The organism is Aeromicrobium sp. (assembly GCF_050700635.1).
Taxonomy (GTDB): domain Bacteria; phylum Actinomycetota; class Actinomycetes; order Propionibacteriales; family Nocardioidaceae; genus Aeromicrobium.
In genome coordinates, this window is sequence record NZ_JBOHDT010000048.1 from 1 (window position 1) to 18,359 (window position 18,359).

Annotated in this window: 15 protein-coding genes; 2 read left to right on the plus strand and 13 right to left on the minus strand. The window is 67.5% G+C overall.

The features are described 5' to 3' along the window. Positions 1–134 precede the first annotated feature (134 nt). The gene (locus tag ACRDPN_RS03545; protein WP_431445951.1) at positions 135–938 is read right to left on the minus strand and encodes an SDR family NAD(P)-dependent oxidoreductase; all 804 of its coding nucleotides are present in this window, start codon (positions 936–938) and stop codon (positions 135–137) included. Continuing rightward, a complete protein-coding gene (locus tag ACRDPN_RS03550; RefSeq protein WP_431445952.1) occupies positions 935–1,549 on the minus strand; it encodes a TetR/AcrR family transcriptional regulator in 615 nt (204 codons plus the stop codon). Before ACRDPN_RS03550 ends, ACRDPN_RS03545 begins: the two co-directional genes overlap by 4 nt. An 84-nt stretch (positions 1,550–1,633) precedes the next feature. Between ACRDPN_RS03550 and ACRDPN_RS03555 the strand changes: the two genes are divergently transcribed. Continuing rightward, complete coding sequence (locus tag ACRDPN_RS03555) at positions 1,634–2,548, plus strand: sterol desaturase family protein (protein WP_431445953.1); 915 nt, start codon at positions 1,634–1,636, stop codon at positions 2,546–2,548. Positions 2,549–2,609: 61 nt separating this feature from the next. On the opposite strand, the gene ACRDPN_RS03560 is transcribed toward ACRDPN_RS03555, so the two are convergent. The 10 genes from ACRDPN_RS03560 to ACRDPN_RS03605 form a co-directional block, all read right to left on the minus strand. Continuing rightward, positions 2,610–3,599: an electron transfer flavoprotein subunit alpha/FixB family protein gene (locus ACRDPN_RS03560; RefSeq protein WP_431445954.1), complete on the minus strand. Its 990-nt coding sequence runs from the start codon at positions 3,597–3,599 to the stop codon at positions 2,610–2,612. Continuing rightward, positions 3,596–4,366: an electron transfer flavoprotein subunit beta/FixA family protein gene (locus tag ACRDPN_RS03565; RefSeq protein WP_431445955.1), complete on the minus strand. Its 771-nt coding sequence runs from the start codon at positions 4,364–4,366 to the stop codon at positions 3,596–3,598. Before ACRDPN_RS03565 ends, ACRDPN_RS03560 begins: the two co-directional genes overlap by 4 nt. A 1-nt stretch (position 4,367) precedes the next feature. Continuing rightward, positions 4,368–6,902: a GcvT family protein gene (locus ACRDPN_RS03570; RefSeq protein WP_431445956.1), complete on the minus strand. Its 2,535-nt coding sequence runs from the start codon at positions 6,900–6,902 to the stop codon at positions 4,368–4,370. A 128-nt stretch (positions 6,903–7,030) separates the two neighbouring features. Next, a complete protein-coding gene (locus tag ACRDPN_RS03575; protein ID WP_431445957.1) occupies positions 7,031–8,005 on the minus strand; it encodes an ABC transporter substrate-binding protein in 975 nt (324 codons plus the stop codon). A gap of 55 nt (positions 8,006–8,060) precedes the next feature. After that, positions 8,061–10,181 (minus strand): ABC transporter permease, encoded by a 2,121-nt coding sequence (locus tag ACRDPN_RS03580; RefSeq protein WP_431445958.1) that lies wholly within the window; start codon positions 10,179–10,181, stop codon positions 8,061–8,063. 1 nt (position 10,182) lies between these two features. Continuing rightward, a complete protein-coding gene (locus ACRDPN_RS03585) occupies positions 10,183–11,253 on the minus strand; it encodes a quaternary amine ABC transporter ATP-binding protein (RefSeq protein ID WP_431445960.1) in 1,071 nt (356 codons plus the stop codon). Further along, complete coding sequence (gene betA, locus ACRDPN_RS03590) at positions 11,250–12,965, minus strand: choline dehydrogenase (protein ID WP_431445961.1); 1,716 nt, start codon at positions 12,963–12,965, stop codon at positions 11,250–11,252. The genes ACRDPN_RS03585 and betA overlap by 4 nt, the downstream gene beginning before the upstream one ends. Continuing rightward, positions 12,962–14,431 carry an aldehyde dehydrogenase family protein gene (locus ACRDPN_RS03595; RefSeq protein ID WP_431445963.1) on the minus strand — a complete coding sequence of 490 codons (1,470 nt, stop codon included), beginning with the start codon at positions 14,429–14,431 and terminating at the stop codon, positions 12,962–12,964. The genes betA and ACRDPN_RS03595 overlap by 4 nt, the downstream gene beginning before the upstream one ends. Before the next feature lie 160 nt (positions 14,432–14,591). Beyond that, positions 14,592–16,196, minus strand: coding sequence for a BCCT family transporter (locus ACRDPN_RS03600; protein WP_431445964.1), 1,605 nt, complete (start codon positions 16,194–16,196; stop codon positions 14,592–14,594). A gap of 53 nt (positions 16,197–16,249) precedes the next feature. Continuing rightward, positions 16,250–17,026, minus strand: a complete 777-nt coding sequence (locus tag ACRDPN_RS03605) for an IclR family transcriptional regulator (protein WP_431445965.1) — start codon at positions 17,024–17,026, stop codon at positions 16,250–16,252. 71 nt (positions 17,027–17,097) lie between these two features. On the opposite strand from ACRDPN_RS03605, the gene purU reads away from it, so the two are divergent. Then, entirely contained in the window at positions 17,098–18,021 is a 924-nt protein-coding gene (gene purU, locus ACRDPN_RS03610; RefSeq protein ID WP_431445966.1) for a formyltetrahydrofolate deformylase, read from the plus strand. Here the strand turns inward: purU and ACRDPN_RS03615 are convergent. Then, positions 18,018–18,359, minus strand: a 342-nt coding sequence (locus tag ACRDPN_RS03615) for a hypothetical protein (RefSeq protein ID WP_431445967.1), incomplete at its 5' end; no start/stop codon positions are given. The genes purU and ACRDPN_RS03615 overlap by 4 nt on opposite strands.

Here is an 18,359-nt window from a genome sequence, read left to right on the forward strand (position 1 = left end):
GACAGGGGCAGGCGGGACGGGTCGATCGGTCACTGTGGTGTCTCTCTGTTCGTTGCGGTCAGGCGTTGGTGGGCCGTTCCATCGGAGGCCGCGGGGTGGTGCGGCTCTCCCTCGACTGTATCTCGTCTGAAGACCTATCGGCGCCGGGTGCGGCGCGCGAGCGAGGCGTCCATGCGCCGGAACAGCGGCCGGGTGACGGCGGTGATCACGCCCGGCGCGGTCGCCATGCCGAGCTCGCCGAACCGGCCGGTGATGCTGGTGACGCGGGCCGGTCGTGACTCGGCGGCCTTGACCAGCCAGCGGGCCGCCTTGCGGGCACTCATCATCGGCATGGCCTGGTAGATCTCGGTGGCCGTGGACATCTCGGTGCGCACCATCGGGAAGTGCACGATCGTCGTGGTGATGCCCCGATCGCCGAGCTCGGCGGACAGCGACCGGGCGAACGACTCGAGCGCGCTCTTGCTGGCCAGGTAGGCCGAGAACAGCGGGATGGGGATCTGCGTCGACATCGACGTCGACACCACCACGTGTCCGTGGCCCTGCTCGAGGAAGCGCGGCAGCAGGCCGAGCGTCAGCCGCACTGCCGCGAGGTAGTTGATGTTGATGGTGCGTTCGTAGTCGTGCACGCGGTCGAGCGACTCGGTGATCGGCCGGCGGATCGAGCGAGCCGCGTTGTTCACCAGGACGTCGATGCGGGGGTGGTCGGCGAGCAGCTGCTTGATGGTCGCGTCGGCCGCCTCGGCGTCGACGAGGTCGACCGCATAGACGTGGGCGGTGCCACCGGCGGAGGTGATGCGGTCGCGGACCTGCTCGAGCTCGTCGGCACGACGGGCCAGCAGGCACACGGTGGCGCCGCGCTTGGCCATCTGCCGCGCAGCGTGGGCACCGATGCCGCTCGAGGCGCCGGTGAGCACGACCGTCTGGCCGGCTAGGCTCACCGGCTGCCATCCCCGACCAGCGCGGTGAGCAGCCGGACGCAGCGTTGCATCATGGCCGCCGCGGACTCGTCGGGATGCTCCATCCACCAGTTCATGAGGGAGTCGACGATACCGAGCCACACGGCGGTCATGGCGGAGACGTCGACCGGATCGGTGTTGCCCGCCAGGCTCATCAGCTCGGAGACGCCCTCGTCGGCGAGCTTGGCGATGCGCTGCGTGTAGTGGTCGACGGCGTCCGCGACGGCACCGGTGGCCGGCGCGGTCGGGTCGTACGGAAGCTTCCACAGGTATGGCTGGGGCTCGAGGATCGTGAACATGCCGTCGAGGGTGCGCATGCCGCGCTCGACGCCGACAGCATCGCCGCGGGCTATCCGTTCGATCTCGTCGGCGACGATCGTGCCGGCGCGGTCGAGGCAGGCCAGGAACAGGCCTTCCTTCGAGCCGAAGTAGTTGTAGACGAGGGGCTTGGAGATGCCGGCCCGCTCGGCGACCGTCTGGATGCTGGTCGCGGCGTAGCCGTCGGTGCCGAACACCTCGGAGGCGACCTGCAGGATCTGCGTCTCCCGCTCCAGGCGGGGGACGCCCTTGGTGCCTGCGTTTGCTCGTGCCACGAAAGACACTCTAGCGGATGATATGAACTCGTGGTAACTTACCAGGAAGTCATATCACGCCGTGCCCCGAAGAGAAGGCCAACGATGTACGAGCTGCTCGATCCCATGAAGAACCCCGTCACGTACGCGGCGCCGTTCTTCATCCTGACCATCTTCATCGAGCTCGGGGCGCTGAAGTGGCTCGACCACGACGACAACGTCACCGGCTACGCGCTCAAGGACGCGCGAACGTCGATCTCGATGGGCGTCGGGTCGTTGTTCTTCCTGACCATCTTCAAGGTGGCCACCTTCTTCGGGTACGTCGCGATCTTCACGTACCTCGCGCCGTGGCACCTCCCCACCGACACCTGGTGGTACTGGGTCCTCGTGATGCTCGGGCTCGACCTCGGCTTCTACTTCCACCACCGGTTCTCGCACCGCGTGCGCATCGGCTGGGCCGGCCACCAGGCGCACCACTCCAGCGAGTACATGAACTACGGCACCGCGCTGCGACAGAAGTGGAACCCCTGGTTCGAGTTCTTCTTCTGGCTCCCGCTGCCGCTGCTGGGCTTCGCCCCGTGGACGCTCTACGTGGCGTTCGGCGTGAACCTGATCTTCCAGTTCTTCGTGCACACCGAGATGATCGACAAGATGTGGCGCCCGATCGAGCTGATCTTCAACACGCCGTCGCACCACCGTGTGCACCACGGCAGCGACCCGGAGTACCTCGACAAGAACTACGCCGGCATCCTCATCATCTGGGACCGCATGTTCGGCACGTTCACTCCCGAGCGCCAGCGCCCGACGTACGGGCTCACCTACAAGGTCGACACGTACAACCTGCTCAAGCTGCAGTACGGCGACTACGTCCAGATGGCCCGCGACGTACGCAGCACCAAGCGGTTCCGCGACAAGCTCGGCTACGTCTTCGGGCCGCCCGGCTGGGCCCCTGAGCACCAGGTCGGCGGAAAGGATGCCGAGCGCCAGGTGGCGCACGAGGCCGAGCACCAGAGGGCCTAAACCGACGGAACTCCCACCGAGGGTGATGGTGGTTTCGATGAGGCCTCGTTCCTCGGCCTACTCAACCGCCGGAAGTAGGGATTGATCCGCGCCGCTTCAGCTCCGCGATGATCGCTGGCACGACCTCGTGCATGTCGCCGACGACGGCGTAGTTGGCCTTGGTCATCATCGGCGCCTCCGCGTCGGTGTTGACGGCGAGGATGACCTTCGAGCTGGCGCAGCCGGCCCAGTGCTGGATGGCTCCGCTGATGCCGCAGGGGATGTAGACCTCGGGGGAGATCCGACTGCCGGTCTGGCCGACCTGCTCGTGGTGCGGGCGCCAGCCGAGGCTGGTGACCACGCGGGACACCCCGAGGGAGCCGCCCAGTTGCTCGGCGAGCTCGCTGACGGGTCCGAAGCCAGCGGCGCTTCCGGCGCCTCGGCCGGCACCTACGACGACGCGCGCGGACTTGAGCGAGTCGGACTGGTCGACCTCCTTCTGGCCGGTCGCGGTGACGCGAGCGACGAGATCCCGCTCGGCGATCTCAGGAGTGAACTCGTGCCATGTCGGGTTCGTCGGCTCGTCGGCGGGAGTGGCGGCCCAGGCGTGCCCCGCGACGGTGAAGACGGCCGGGGCACGGTCGAGTGCCATCTCCTCCAGCGCGGCGCCACCTACCACCTGACGCGTCACCACGACCGGTTCGGAGCCTGCGGCGCCGATCGCGTTGGCGGCCATCGGCACGTCGAGGCGGGCAGCGAGATGGGCCAGCACCTCGCCGCCTCGCGGAGTTCCTGCTGCCGTGACAACGGTGGCCCCGGTCGATGCCTGTGCCTGCTGCAGCGCAGCCGCCCACGCGGCTCCGGCGAACGACTCGAACGCCTCGCCCACGGCCTGGTGCACTGCGTCGACGCCGTGCGCTCCGAGCTCGGCGGTGAGGGCGTCCCGATCCGTGACGTCACCGATGACGACCGCCTCGGTCCGGTCGGACCCGAGCGACCGGGCCAGGGCGAGCGTCTCCAGCGAGACCTCGTTCGCAGAACCGTTCTCGAGCTCCACCAGCACGAGGATCATCGGACCACCGCCAGACGCTCGAGGAGGTCGACCACCGCACCGGCGGCCTCGGGACCCTCGCCCAGGACCTGGACGGTGCTCGGGTCGGGCGGCGGGAGCAGCAGCTTGACGCGGTGGGCACCCACCGGTTCACGGGTCGTGGAGCGGGTCTCGATCTCAACCTTCTTCGCCGCCATCCGGCCCTTGAGAGTCGGATAGCGCGGCTCCACACCGCCTTCCAGCACGGACGCGACCGCCGGCAGCGGAACCGTGTAGGTCTCCTCGCCCTCGGGGTTGTCGACGTGGGCGACCAGTACTCCGTCGGCGACCTCGACCGTGGAGGCGCCGGTGACGATCGGTCGACTCAGGGCGTACGCGAGCCGGATCGGTACCTGGAAGTCACCGCTGTCAGGCGCGTCGTTGCCCAGCAGCACCAGGTCGTAGGACGTCCCGGCGGCCGCGTGCTCCGTGACCACCTGGGCGATCTCGTGGGCGACATCCTCCGGGCCGAGCGAGGCCGGGTCGGCCTCGACCAGGACCCCGGCATGGCCACCGAGGGCGAGCGAGCTCCGGAGCTGGTCGACCGCCTCCGCCGGGCCGACGGTCAGGAGCGTGACGGTGCCTCCGGTCGCGTCGGCCACCCTGATCGCCAGCTCGATCGCGCTGTTCTCGTGGTCTCCGACGGTGAAGCCGACGAAGCGCGCGTCGATGCCCTGGGCGTCGTCGGTGAGCATGATCTGACCGGAGGAGTCCGGCACCCTCTTGACGCAGACGAGAACGTTCGTCATCTCAGTGGATCCGATCATTGTCGGGGTCGAGCACCGGGCTGGCGTCGGCGGACTCGATTGTCACCGGGTACAGCTCCTCCATGTACGAGACGGCGAGCTTGTTGCCGACGGTCGCCTGGTCCGGTGGGAGGTACGCCATCAGCAGGTGCTTGCCGAGGCTGGGCGCGGACCCTGCCGTGGTCACGTACGGGTGGTGCCCGTGGCCGTCGGTGAGCGTACCGCCATCGAGGGTCAGGATGGGCTCGCCGCCGAGCATGTAGCGCTTCACGCCGCTGGCAGACGTGTGGTCGTCGACGGACATCGTGCACAGCACGGTGACCGGATCGTTCTCGCGCTGGGCGAGGTAGGGCTCCCGGCCCACGAAGTCTGCCTTCTTCACCTTCGGCCGCTGCATGCCGGCCTCGATGATCGTGCGCTCGGAGTCCAGCTCGAATCCGTACGCGCGGTAGCCCTTTTCGATGCGGCCGGTGGTGCCGTAGACACCGATGCCGGCCGGACGCGCACCGTGCGGGGCACCCGCCTCCAGCAACGTGTCCCACAGCGCCGCGGCCGATCCCATCGGGACGTACAGCTCCCAGCCGAGCTCGCCGACGTACGAAATGCGCGACGCGAGTATGGAAAGAGCCTCGCCGCCCGTCGACGTCACGGTGATCTCGCGGCAGGTGAGGAAGCCGAATCCCTCGTCGGAGACGTCGTCAGAGGTCAGCGACTCGAGGATCGTGCGGGCCTTCGGCCCCCACAGCCCGATCGTCGAGATCTCCTCAGTGCGGTCGGTGAGGGTGGTGCCCACTCCGTCAGAAGGGGGCGGCAGCTGGTCGGAGAACGTCTTGCTGTCGACCATGCCGTGGGCGCCGCCGGTGACCACGCGGAAATGATCGTCGCCGAGACGCATCACCGTGAGGTCGGACAGGAAGCCGCCCTTTGGGTCGAGCACCGGGGTGTAGACGACCTTGCCGACGGCGACGTCGCACTGGGCGACGCAGGTGCGCTGCACGGTGTCGAGCGCGCCAGGGCCGACGATGTCGAGGATCTCGAACGCGGTCAGGTCGATGACGGCCGCCGCCTCGCGCATCCGCAGGTGCTCGGCGTTGATGATCGGGCTCCACCAGCGGGAGTCCCACTCGTGCTCTCGTGGCATCACCGCGTCTCCGTACACCTCGAGCAGGTCGCTGTTGGACTCGTACCAGTGCGGCCGCTCCCAGCCGGCGGTCTCGTAAAAGAACGCCCCGAGCTTCTTCTGTGAGTCGTGCATGGGCGCCAGTCGCTGCTCGCGGTCGGACTCGTACTGCTCGGACGGATGGATGATCCCGTAGGTCTTGATGAACGCCTCGGTGGTGCGCAGCCGCGTGTGCTCGCGGCGCATCTGGTGCGGGTGGAACCGGGCGATGTCGCTGTGGCTGATGTCGATCTCGCTGTGGCCGTGGGTCATCCACTCCGCCACCGCGCGCCCGACACCGGGGCCCTCTTTGATCCAGACCGCCGCGGCAGTCCAGAGGCCCTTGACGAGGCTCTCGCCGAGGATCGGGCTGCCGTCGCAGGTGAGCGAGAGCAGGCCGTTGATCGCGTAGCGCATCTCCGCGCCGTCGGCGCCGAGCAGGTCGGGCATCAGCTCGAAGGCCTGCTCGAGCTGGGGATCGAAGTCATCGGACGTGAACGGCATCTCCGTGGGCGAGAGCTTGGCCTGCTCGAGCGTGGGGATGTCCTCCGGCTCGTGCAGAATCGCCCGGTGGGCGTAGGAACCGACCTCCATGTCGGCGCCGTGCTGCCGCTCGTAGCAGAAGGTGTCCATGTCGCGGACGATCGGGATCGAGATCTCGCCCTCGGTGTCGGCCAGCTGCGGGCACGGGCCCACCGAGATCATCTGGTGCACGGCCGGCGTGAGCGGGATGGAGATGCCGGCCATGTCGCCGATCTTCGGGCTCCACACGCCGCACGCGATCACCACCGTGTCGGCCTCGATGTCGCCGCTCGACGTCTGGACGCGATGGATTCGGCCATCCTCCACGTCCAGGCCGGTGACCTCGACGTTCGGCACGACCGTCAGCGCGCCGGACTCCATCGCCCGCTCGCGCATGATCGTGCCGGCTCGCAGGGAGTCGACCACGCCGACGCCCGGGGTCCAGAAGGCGCCGATGAACTGGTTTTCCTCGATGAAGGGAACCTTCTCCTTGACGAACGCCGTCGAGACCAGTTCGGCCTCGATGCCCCACGCTTTGGCGCTCGACATCCGCCGGCGAAGCTCTTCCATCCGCTCCGGCGTGCGGGCGATCTCGAAACCACCCGACTGGGTGAAGACGCCCATCTCCTTGTACTGGTCCACCGAGTCCAGCGTCAGGTCGGTGATCTCGCGGGAATGGTCCACGGTGAAGATGAAGTTGGAGGCGTGTCCGGTGGAGCCGCCGGGGTTGGGCAGCGGTCCCATGTCGAGCTGGACGATGTCGGTCCAGCCGAGCCGGGCCAGGTGGTGGACGAGGCTGTTGCCGACGATGCCCGCGCCGATGACGACGGCCTGGGCGCGGTGGGGGACGGTGGCCATGAACTACTCCCTGTTGCATGATACGCAACCAAATGCGTGATACGGAACAACACTAGGATCGACGTCACCCCCGCACCGTGTCAAGACGCTGAGTCAAGGCACGGGGCGGGGGTGATCGATCGATGGAACTACTCGAGCCAGGCCTCGACCTTGTCGGGGTTGTCCTCGACCCACTTCTTCGCCGCGTCCTCGGGGTCCATCTCGTCCTTCGCGATGTACGTGGACACGACATTCTGGTCGTCGTTGGTCCACTCGAAGTTCTTGACCAGATCGACGGCCGGCGAACCGGAGTCCTCGAACTTCTTCGCGATCAGCTTGTTCAGCTCGTACGGCGGGTAGTCGCAGGCGACCTTCGCCGGATCCGCGTCACAGCCCTCCTCGTACTTCGGGAGGTTGACGTGCACCAGCTTCATCTCCGAGAAGAACCACTGCGGCTCGTAGAAGTACGCGAGCAGCGGCTTCTTGTTCTTCTCCGCGGACCGGAAGCTCTGGATCAGGCCGGCCTCGGAACCACCGACCACCACCTCGTAGTCGAGCTTCAGGTTCTTCACCAGCGCCTCGTCGTTGGTGACGTACGACGGGTCACCGTCGAGCAGCTGGCCCTTGTCGCCGGACTCCGACGTCTGGAACATCTCGGCGTATTTGTTCAGGTTCTTCCAGTCGGTGATGTCCGGGTACTTCTCGGCCATCCACGGCGGCACGTACCAACCGATGATGCCCTTGCCGCCGGTCGGACCGGCGTCAACGACGGTCTTCTGGTCGGTGATGTACTTCTTGATCAGGTCGTCGTGACCCCAGTTCTCGACCACCGTGTCGATCGATCCGGATGCCATGCCCTGCCAGGCGACTTCCTCCTTCACGTCGGGGTAGGTGACGTTGCAGCCGAACTCGGTCTTGGCGACGTAGCCGATGACGTGCGCATTGGCCACGTACCCGGTCCACGGGTTCACCGCGATGCGAAAGTCGCCACAGTCGCCCTTCCCGGACGTCTCCGTGTCCTCGATGCCGCCACCACCGCAGCTGGCGAGCCCGAGACTCGCAACCGCGAACGCGACGAGGCCGACCAACCGTCTGCGACCCCGTGTTCTGAGTCCTCCAGCCATGCCGTTTTCCCTTCTTCTGCTCCGCGGACGACCCGCGAAGACGTCTGTTGCCCGGCTACCTGCCGGTCCGTGCGGCCGCGTGGCGCGCGATCCGGTCGAGCATCACGCCCAGTGCGGTGATCGCGATGCCGGCGGCGAGTCCCTTGCCGAAGAGCTGGTCCTGCGAGAAGCCCGAGACCACGATGTAGCCGAGGCTCCCGCCGCCGACCATGCCGCCGATGACCACCATGGAGAGCACGTAGAGGATGCCCTGGTTCGTGGCCAGTACCAACGCCTCGCGGGCCATCGGCAGCTGCACCTTGGTGATCATCTGCCACCGGGTGCTTCCGCTGGCGTTGGCGGCTTCGACGGTGGTGGGAGAGATACCTCGAATGCCGTCAGCGACCAGCTTGGTGGCGATCGGCACGGCATAGGCCACTGCCGCCATGATCGCGGTGAAGCGGCCGACGCCGAAGAGTGCCAGCGCCGGCACCAGGTACACGAACGGCGGGATGACCTGGAACGCGTCGAGGAACGGCCTGATGAAGGTGTCGGTACGCCGGTTCCGACCCATCGCGACACCGAGCACCACCGCGACGATCATGACCAGGACGGTGGCGATGAGCGTCATCGCCAGGGTGACCATCGAGTCGTTCCAGAGGCCGGTCGCGAAGATGATCGCCAGGCATACGGCGGAGATGATCAGGGGGCGCACCCCGCCGAGCACGAACGCGACGCCGAGGATCACCAAGCCCATCAGCCACCAGGGCGAGTCGGCGAGCAGGCTCTCCAACGGGTTGATCAGCCCGTTGGTCAGACCGTCCTTGAGGGCGAGGGTGACGACGTCGACCTTGTCGATGACCCAGTCGGAGAGGTCGTTGATCGCGGCGGTCAGGCTCTTGCCGTCGATCGGCGCGATGAATGGCCACACCTCGCGGTTGGGGAAGGTGGCCAGGTTGATCTGGCTGCGGGAGAGCGCGACCGCGACGATGACCGGGATGAGCCACAGGCCGCGCACCATCCAGAGCCCGGCGTTGGTCAGTCGAGGCTGACGCACGCCCTTGCCCGCGTCCTCCGTCGCCCAGCGTGGCAAGTGCTCGAGTTTCACCCCCATCATCATCACGTTGAGGCCGCTGGCCGACGCCAGGCTCGGGCCTCCGGTAGCGGAGCGCTCGCTCGCCGCGGTGGTGGAGCGGTCGAGCGCGATCGCCATCAGGACGATGGCGATGCCGGCCACCGAGGCGGCGCCGATGTTCTGCACCTGGAGGGCCGCGACGACGGGCTTGCCGAGGCCGGGCCCGTTGACCAACGCGGCGATCGTCGCCATCGAGAGGGCCGCCATCATGCTCTGGTTGATGCCGACCACGATCGTGCGGCGGGCCATCGGCAGCTGGACCTGACGCAGCATCTGACGGTTGGTCAGGCCCATCGACCTGGCCGCCTCGATGGTGGTCGCCGGGACGGCGCGGATGCCGTGCTCGGTGATCCGGACCAAGGGCGGCAGCGCGTAGATGACGGTCAGCACGATGCCCGTGGTCGGGCCGATGCCGAAGCCCAGGGCGACGGGGGCCAGGTAGGCGAACGGCGGCAGCGTCTGCATGATGTCGAGCACCGGGGTGAGGACCGTGGAGACCTTCCGTTTTCGGGCCATCAGGATGCCGGTGGGCAGGCCGATCACGAAGCAGATGATCACCGAGAGGATGGTGACCAGCAGCAGGTCCATGCTCTCGGCCCACAGGTCGAAGATGCCGAACAAGATCATCGACACGGTGGCCAGGATCGTCGAGCGGATCCCGGCGACGGCCCAGGTGACCCACGCGACGATGGCGACGACGCCCAGCCAGCCGATCTCCGGCACCGGTCGCGGGAAGGCCGGGATGCTGATCAGCTCTTGCAGGAACACGAAGACCGCGTCGAAGACGTCGCCGATCGTGCCGAGCACGCCGCCGAAGAACCAGTTGTCCGGCCCGTTCAGCTGCACCCAGTCGCGGATCTCGTTGAGCCACTGGTGGAACCCGGTGGTGTCCTGGAAGCTGAGCTCACGGGTCTGGGTGCCGCGCAGGACCAGCCAGAGGCCGACCCACACGACCACGATGGCGAGGATCTTCAGCCCGGTGTGACGGTTCTTGCCGTACTCGACCTGCGGCTGTTCCTCCTTCGAGGCCGGCGCCTGGGGTGCGGTGGTCGTGGTGGTCATGTCAGTGCGCTTCCTCGGCCACGACCACGCGCAGGATGTCCTCGTCGTCGACCAGGCCTACGGTCGTGTCGCCGTCGACGACGCGGCACGGTCCGACGGTGTCGAGCACGATGCGGGCTGCGTCCTTGACGATCTGGTCGACCAGCAGCACCGGGCTGTCCGCGCCTGCGCTGCCATCGTCGGGCCGCATGACCCACTTCAGCGTGAGCACGTGCGACTTGGGGACCTCGCTGGTGAAGTCGGCCACGTAGTCGTCGGCCGGGGCACCGACCACCTCGTCGGGCGTGCCGATCTGGACGATCTCGCCGTCGCGCATGATGAGGACGCGGTCGCCCAGCTTCAAAGCCTCGGCCAGGTCGTGGGTGATGAAGACCATGGTCTTGCCGACCTCCTCGTGCAGACGGATCACCTCGTTCTGCATGTCCCGGCGGATCAGCGGGTCGAGCGCCGAGAACGGCTCGTCGAACATCAGCACCTCGGGGTCGGCGGCGAGGGCGCGGGCGAGGCCGACCCGCTGCTGCATGCCGCCGGAGAGCTGGTCCGGGTAGTTGTTCTCGTAACCGGACAACCCGACCAGGTCGACCATCTCCTGGGCACGGTTGCGCCGCTGCCCCTTGCCCTCGCCGCGCACCTCGAGCCCGAAGGCCACGTTGTCGACCACCTTCCGGTGCGGGAGCAGGCCGAAGTGCTGGAAGACCATCGAGACCTTGCGCCGGCGGGTGTCGAGAAGCGCGGAGTCGGCCATGCCGGTGATGTCGTCGCCGTAGAGCTCGACCGTGCCGTGGGTCGGTTCGATCAGCCGGGTCAGCAGGCGGACCAGGGTGGACTTGCCCGATCCGGACAGGCCCATGACCACGAACACCTCGCCGGGGGCGACCTCGAACGAGACGTCACGGATGCCGACCACGTGACCGGTCTTCTCCTGGAGCTCCTTGCGCGACAGGTTCGCCTCCTCGGTGCCGATGATCTTGTCGGCGCGGGGGCCGAAGATCTTCCACAGGTTCTCGACACGTACCGCTGGGGCTTCTGACGTGCTCGCGGTCGTCTCGGATGAACTGGCCGTCGTCGTCATGCGGTGTCCTCACGGTTGCGGCTGTCGCCGGGTGGGTACAGAGGCGTGCCGTCTCGGTAGCGGTAGTAAGGCACATCTGCGGGTTCAAGGGGAGTGTTTCCCGCGATCAGGTCCGCCGCTTTCTCGGCGGTCATCATCACCGGGGCGTAAATGTTGCCGTTCGTCACGTACGGAAACACCGATGCGTCGACGACCCGAAGGCCCTCGATGCCGTGCACCTGCAACGAGCCGGGGTTGGTCACCGCCATGGGGTCGCGCTCGATGTCACCCATCTTCGCGGTGCAGGACGGGTGAAGCGCCGTCTCGGCGTCGTCGCGAACCCAGTCGAGGATCTCCTCGTCGGTATCGACCGACGAGCCTGGCGACAGCTCGCCGTCGTTGTACGGCGCGAACGCCGGCTGGTTGAGGATGTCGCGGGCGACCCGCACCGCCTCGACCCACTCCTTGCGGTCGGTCGGGGTGGAGAGGTAGTTGAACTGCATCGACGGGTGGACCTTGGGGTCGTCGGACCTGATCCGCACCCAGCCGCGGGTGTCGGCGTACATCGGGCCGATGTGCACTTGGTAGCCGTGCCCCTTCGTCGGCGCGGAACCGTCGTACCGGATCGCGATCGGCAGGAAGTGGAACATCAGGTTCGGGTAGTCGACGTCGTCGTTGCTGCGCGCGAAGCCGCCGCCCTCGAAGTGGTTGGTGGAGCCGAGTCCCTTGCGCTGGAACAGCCACTGGTACGCGATCTTCGGGCGTTCGCGATAGCGCAGGCCGGGCGCGATCGAGACCGGCAGCTTCGACTTGTACTGGATATAGACCTCGAGGTGGTCCTGCAGGTTCTCGCCGACGCCGGGCACGTGCTCGACGACGTCGACCCCGTGCTGCTCCAGCAGCGTCTTGTCGCCCACACCGGAGAGCTGGAGGATCTGTGGTGTGCTGATCGCGCCGGCGCACATGATCACCTCGCCGGCGGTGACGCTGTGCTGCCGTCGCCCGGGCCGGGTGTAGTCGACGCCGACGGCGCGTTTGCCCTCGAAGTTGACCTTGGCGACGAACGCGTGTGTCTCGATGCGGAGGTTCTTCCGGTTGCGCACCGGCCAGAGATAGGCCCGGGAGGCCGACATCCGCCGGCCGCGGTGGATGTTCCGGTCGAACTTCGCGAAGCCCTCCTGGCGGTAGCCGTTGACATCGTCGGTCAGCGGGTATCCGGCCTGCTGAACGGCTTCGAAGAACGCTCCGAACAGCGGGTTCTCGGCCGGCCCTCGCTCGAGCAGGAGCGGGCCGTCGCCGCCGCGCCAGTCGTCGGCTCCGGCCAGGCAGGTCTCCATGCGCTTGAAGTACGGCAGGCAGTGCAGGTAGTCCCAGGTCTCCATGCCCGGGTCGGTGGCCCATCGTTCGTAGTCCATCGGATTGCCGCGCTGGAAGATCATCCCGTTGATGCTGCTGGAGCCACCGAGCACCTTGCCGCGTGCGTGGAAGATCCGGCGTCCGTGCAGGTACGGCTCGGCGTCGGTCTCGTACTTCCAGTCGTACAGGCGGTTGCCGATCGGGATCGGCAGTGCCGCCGGCATGTGGATGAGCGGGTCCTGGCGGTAGTCGCGACGCCCGGCCTCGAGGACCAGGACCTTGGTGGACGGGTCGGCGCTGAGGCGGTTGGCCAGGGCGGCTCCGGCGGACCCGCCGCCGACGATCACGTAGTCCCAACGATCCGTACCGCGGCTCATGACGAAAACCAGTGCTGGGGCTCGGGGGCGATGTTGTGCCAGATGTGCTTGGTCTCGCGGTACTCCTCCAGGCCGGCGTGCCCGAGCTCGCGGCCGATGCCCGACTGCTTGTAGCCGCCCCACTCCGCCTGGGCGACGTACGGGTGGTAGTCGTTGATCCACACCGTGCCCATGCGGAGCCGTGCCGCCACTCGCTGGCCCTTGCCGGCGTCGCCGGTCCAGACCGCGCCTGCCAGCCCGTAGATGCTGTCGTTGGCGATGCGCACGGCCTCGTCCTCGTCCGCAAACGACTCGACGGTGAGCACCGGGCCGAACGACTCGTCCTGCGTGACGCTCATCGAGCTGGTGCAACGGTCAAGCACGGTCGGGAGGTAGTAGAAGCCGTCGGCGAGCGCCGGATCCTCCGGCCTCTTGCCCCCGCAGCGGAGCTCGGCTCCCTCGGCCAGGCCGGCGGCGACGTAGGCCTCGACCTTGTCGCGATGCGCGGCGCTGGTCAGTGGCCCGGTCTCGGCCTTGTCATCGAAGGGACCGCCGAGCCGGATGCGCTGCGCCCGCTCGACGATGTCGTCGACGAGCCGGTGGTGCAGCGACTCCTCGACCACGAGCCGAGCGCCGGCCGAGCAGACCTGACCGGAGTGGAGGAAGACCGCTGTCAGGGCGAAGTCGAGAGCGGTGTCGTAGTCGGCGTCGGCGAAGACGATGTTCGGGTTCTTGCCGCCCAGCTCGAGGGCGATCCTCTTCGCTGTGTTCGATGCCGTGGCCATGATGCGCTTGCCGGTGGCCAGGCCGCCGGTGAACGACACCAGGTCGACGCGCGGGTCCTCACTCAGCAGGGCGCCGGCGTTCGCGCCGTCGCCGAGCACGAGGTTGGCCACTCCGGCGGGCAGCCCCGCCTCGTCGAGCAGCTTCATCAGGTGGATCGCGGTGTGCGGGGTGAGCTCGCTGGGCTTGAGGACGAAGGTGTTGCCGGCGGCGAGGCAGGGCGCGACCTTCCACGAGACCTGCAGCAGTGGGTAGTTCCACGGGGTGATGAGGCCGCAGACGCCGACCGGTTCGTGGACGATGCGACTGACCACGCCCGGGTTGCCGGTGTCGACCATCCGGCCGGCCTCGGCGTCCGCGATGTGCCCGAAGTGCCGGACCACCGAGACGACGTCGGCGACGTCGTACTCGCTCTCGACGAAGCGCTTGCCGGTGTCGAGCGACTCGGCCTTCGCGATCACCGCGGTGTCGCGCTCGAGGAGGTCGGCGAGCCGGAGCAAGAGGTTGCCACGCTCACGTGCGGAGGTGTCGCGCCAAGGGCCGGTGTCGAACGCCTCGCGGGCGGCGGCGATCGCGGCTTCGGTGTCCTCAGGTCCGGACTCGTCGACCTCCGCGACCAGGGTCCCGTCGGCAGGGCAGCGGATCTCCCGGCGCCCACCAGCCCGGGCGCCCACCCATGCCCCCGCGATCCAGTTGTCCGGCACCGGACCTGCTTTCCCTCAGTTGCGTATAGCGCAACTCATTGCTCTGGACGCAACATTGACGTTTCTGAGCATGGTCCGTCGGGGAACCGGCGTCAAGATCTTTGCGGGATTCGTGCGTCTTACCGGGCTGGCCTACTGATGTGGGCCTACTGAGCAGCGCCTACTGATCGGGGAACTTGTCAGCGTGCTGGACGGCGCGACGGAGGCGGGGCGAGAGGGTCGCATCGAAGGTCTCCTTGCGCAGGGCCATCATCAGCGAGACGCACATGCCGACGAGAATCAGCATGAACGGCCCGGCGACGAGAATCACCAGCGTCTGCAAACCGCCCAATCCGCCGGCCCAGAGCAGCACCGCGGCCACGGCGCCGGTGGCGACGCCCCAGAAGACCACCAGCCCGCGGCGCGGATGCTCCTCGCCGCCTTGGCTGAGCATCCCCATCACGATGGACGCACTGTCGGCACCGGTGATGAAGAAGATCGCGATCAGCAGGACCGCGAGTGCGACCGTGAACCCGGCAAGCGGAAACTCCCGCAGGGTCTCGAACAGCGACGCCTCGAGGTCGACGGCCCCGTCGACCATGGGGGGTTTCCAGCCTTGGTTGAGCTGCAGGTCGAGGGCCGAGCCGCCGAGGATCGAGAACCAAGCGAAAGAGACCAGGCTGGGCACGCCGATCACGTAGACGACGAACTGACGGATGGTGCGTCCCTTGGAGATGCGGGCGATGAACATGCCGACGAACGGCGTCCACGACATCCACCAGGCCCAGTAGAAGATCGTCCAGCCGCTGAGCCAGTCGGCGCCACCGAAGACGCCGGTGGTGAAGGCCATGCCCGGCAGCTGGGTCAGGTAGTCGCCCATCGAGTTGGTGAACGTGCCGAGGATGAAGACCGTGGGGCCGACCACGAAGACGAAGAGGGCCAGCAGCGCGGCGGCCACGGCGTTGGTGTTCGACAGGTACTTGATGCCGCGCTCGACACCCGAGACCGCGGACAGCACGAAGCACAGCGTGAGCACGACGATGACGGCCACGGCCAGCCCCTTGCTGCCGGCGCCACTCCCGAAGATGTTGTCGAGGCCGCCGGTGATCTGCAGGGCGCCGAGTCCGAGCGAGGTGGCGGAGCCGAACAAGGTGGCGAAGATCGCGACGATGTCGATGGTCTTGCCGGGTCCTTGGGTGGCCCGCTCGCCGAGCAGCGGGCGGAAGGTGCCGGAGATCGTGTTGCCGTGGCCCTTGCGGTACGCGAAGTAGCCGATCGAGAGCCCGATGACGGCGTACATCGCCCACGGGTGGAAGCCCCAGTGGAAGAACGTGTACTGCATGGACAGCTCTGCCGCGGCGTTGGAACCGTTCTCCGCCATCGACATCGGCGCCGCGTTGAGGTGGGTCAGCGGTTCGGCGACGCCGTAGAACATCAGGCCGATGCCCATGCCTGTCGCGAACATCATCGAGACCCAGGAGAAAGTGGAGAACTCCGGTTCGGAGTCGTCCGGACCCAACTTGATGTGGCCGTAGCGGGTGGCGGCGAGGTAGATGGCGAACAGCAGGAAGCCGGCGCTGACCAGCACGAACAGCCAGCCGAAGGACTTGGTGGTCCACGTGAGCGCCTCGGTGGTGCTCTCGCTCATGTCCTGGGGCCAGATGGCGCCCGCAGCGACGAACAGGACGGCCAGTGCGGCTGCCACCCCGAAGACGACCTTGTCGACCGGCATCTTGTGGTCGTCGGTCCCGGCTCCGGCTCCCGCCGGATCCTTGATTTCAGTCATGCCGTTCCCACCCCTACATGTCGGTTGCGCATGGCGCACTCTCGCGTGGAACCCTACCGGTGTCCCCAACCGAGCCGGTGGGAGATCTCCACGGCCGCGTCCAGCAAGCGTGGTATGACTTCCTTGGTCTTCGCCTCGTCCAACCGGAAGGTCGGTCCGCTGACGCTGATGGAGGCGATGACGTCGCCGTGAGCGTTCCGCACCGGCGCCGCGATGGCGGTCAGCCCCTCCTCGAGCTCGTCGACGGCGACGGCGTACCCCTGCTCGCGGACGACCTCCAGCTCATGTCGCAGTGCCGACCGCTTCGTGACCGTGAGGCCGGTGAACGCCGGCAGCTCGTGGAGCACGTCGTCGAGCTGGTCGTCGGGCACGCCGGATAGCAGCACCTTGCCGTTGCTCGTCGCGTGCAGCGGGATGTGCTGCCCGACCCAGTTGTGGGTCTGGATCGCCGAGGAGCCCGCGACCTGATCGAGGTAGAGGGCCGACGACTCGGAGAGGACCGCGACGTTGACCGTCTCGCCCGTATCGGCGGCCAGTCTCTTGGAGATCGGGCGGGCCTCCTGGACGACATCGAGCCGAGCCGTCGTGGCGCCCGCGAGTCGGAGCAGGCCGATACCGAGTCGGTACTTGCCGCGCTCGCCGGCCTGCTCGACCAGGCGGTGGCCCTCGAGCGTGCTGATCAGCCTGAAGGCCGTGCTCTTGTGTACCCCGAACTCGGCCGCGACCTCGGTGACTCCGAGCTCGCCGCGCCGCGCCAGCACCTCGAGGATGGTGAGCGCCCGATCGACGGACTGCACACCGCCGCTCGATTCCGTGGCATTGTTGCTCATCGCGCAACACTAGCGCAAAGTTGTTGCGCATCGCAGAATGCGTTTCTGTAGACGCAACGAATCGAGGAAGCATGTCAGAAACCGTGCCAGCGGGCACCCGCGCTGCTCCCGACGGCGCCTTCTTCACGGCACCACCCGGCTCGGCGTCCGGCGACTTCGTGCTCACCCTGGCGTGCCCGGACGGGCCCGGAATCGTGCACGACGTGTCCGGCTTCCTGGCGAGACGCGGCGGCAACATCGTGGAGAGCCAGCAGTTCGGCGATCACCAGACTGGCCGGTTCTTCATGCGCATCGACTTCGAGATCCCCGGCCCGGCCTTCGCCGACGAGCTCCGCGTCGAGTTCGCGCCGGTGGCCGAGCGCCACGACATGGTCTACGAGCTGTGGGCGGCGCACGCTCCGTACCGCGCCCTGATCATGGTCTCGAAGCACTTGCACTGTCTCAACGATCTGCTGTTCCGGTGGTCGACGGGGTCGCTGCAGATCGAGATCCCGGCCGTGGTGTCGAACCACCCCGATGCCGCGCGGCTCTGCGATGCCTACGGGCTTCCCTTCCACCACATCCCCGTCACGCCGGACACCAAGACGGATGCCGAGGCGAAGCTTTTCTCGCTCATCAAGGAGCACGGCGTGCACGTCGTGGTGCTGGCCCGTTACATGCAGGTGCTGTCCGACGATCTGTGCCGCGCGCTGGCCGGCCGGGTGATCAACATCCACCACTCGTTCCTGCCGAGCTTCAAGGGCGCCAAGCCCTACCATCAGGCCCACGATCGCGGCGTCAAGCTGATCGGCGCGACCGCGCACTACGTCACCGCCGACCTCGACGAAGGCCCGATCATCGAGCAGGACATCGTCCGGGTGGACCACTCCTACAAGCAGGACCAGCTCGTCGCCGCCGGCCGCGACGTCGAGGCGCAGGTGCTCTCCCGCGCCGTCCGCTGGCACTCGGAGTCACGCGTGCTCCTCAACGGCCACCGGACCGTGGTTTTCCGCTAGTCGGCAACGGAGTCGCGGAAGGAGGCGAGCAGCGCCGTTCGCGTCGAGGCAGGAAGGTGTTCCGGCTCGGGAAGATCCCGCAGCAGCTCGATCGTCTGCTGAACCTGCTCGAGGTAACGACTGCACCCGAGGCACCCACGGACGTGGTTGGTGAAGCGAAGCTCGGCATGCGGATCGAGGTCGCCCTCGAGGAACTCGGTGACCAGCTCGAGACCTCGTTGCAGTCGAGCGTGTCGATCTCGTTCCTGCGCTCGACCAGGCACCTCCGGACGTCGCGAAGCAGCCGCGTGGTCAGTGCCTCGGCTGCCGACTTCGACAGGGGTGGCTGTTGTTGCGCC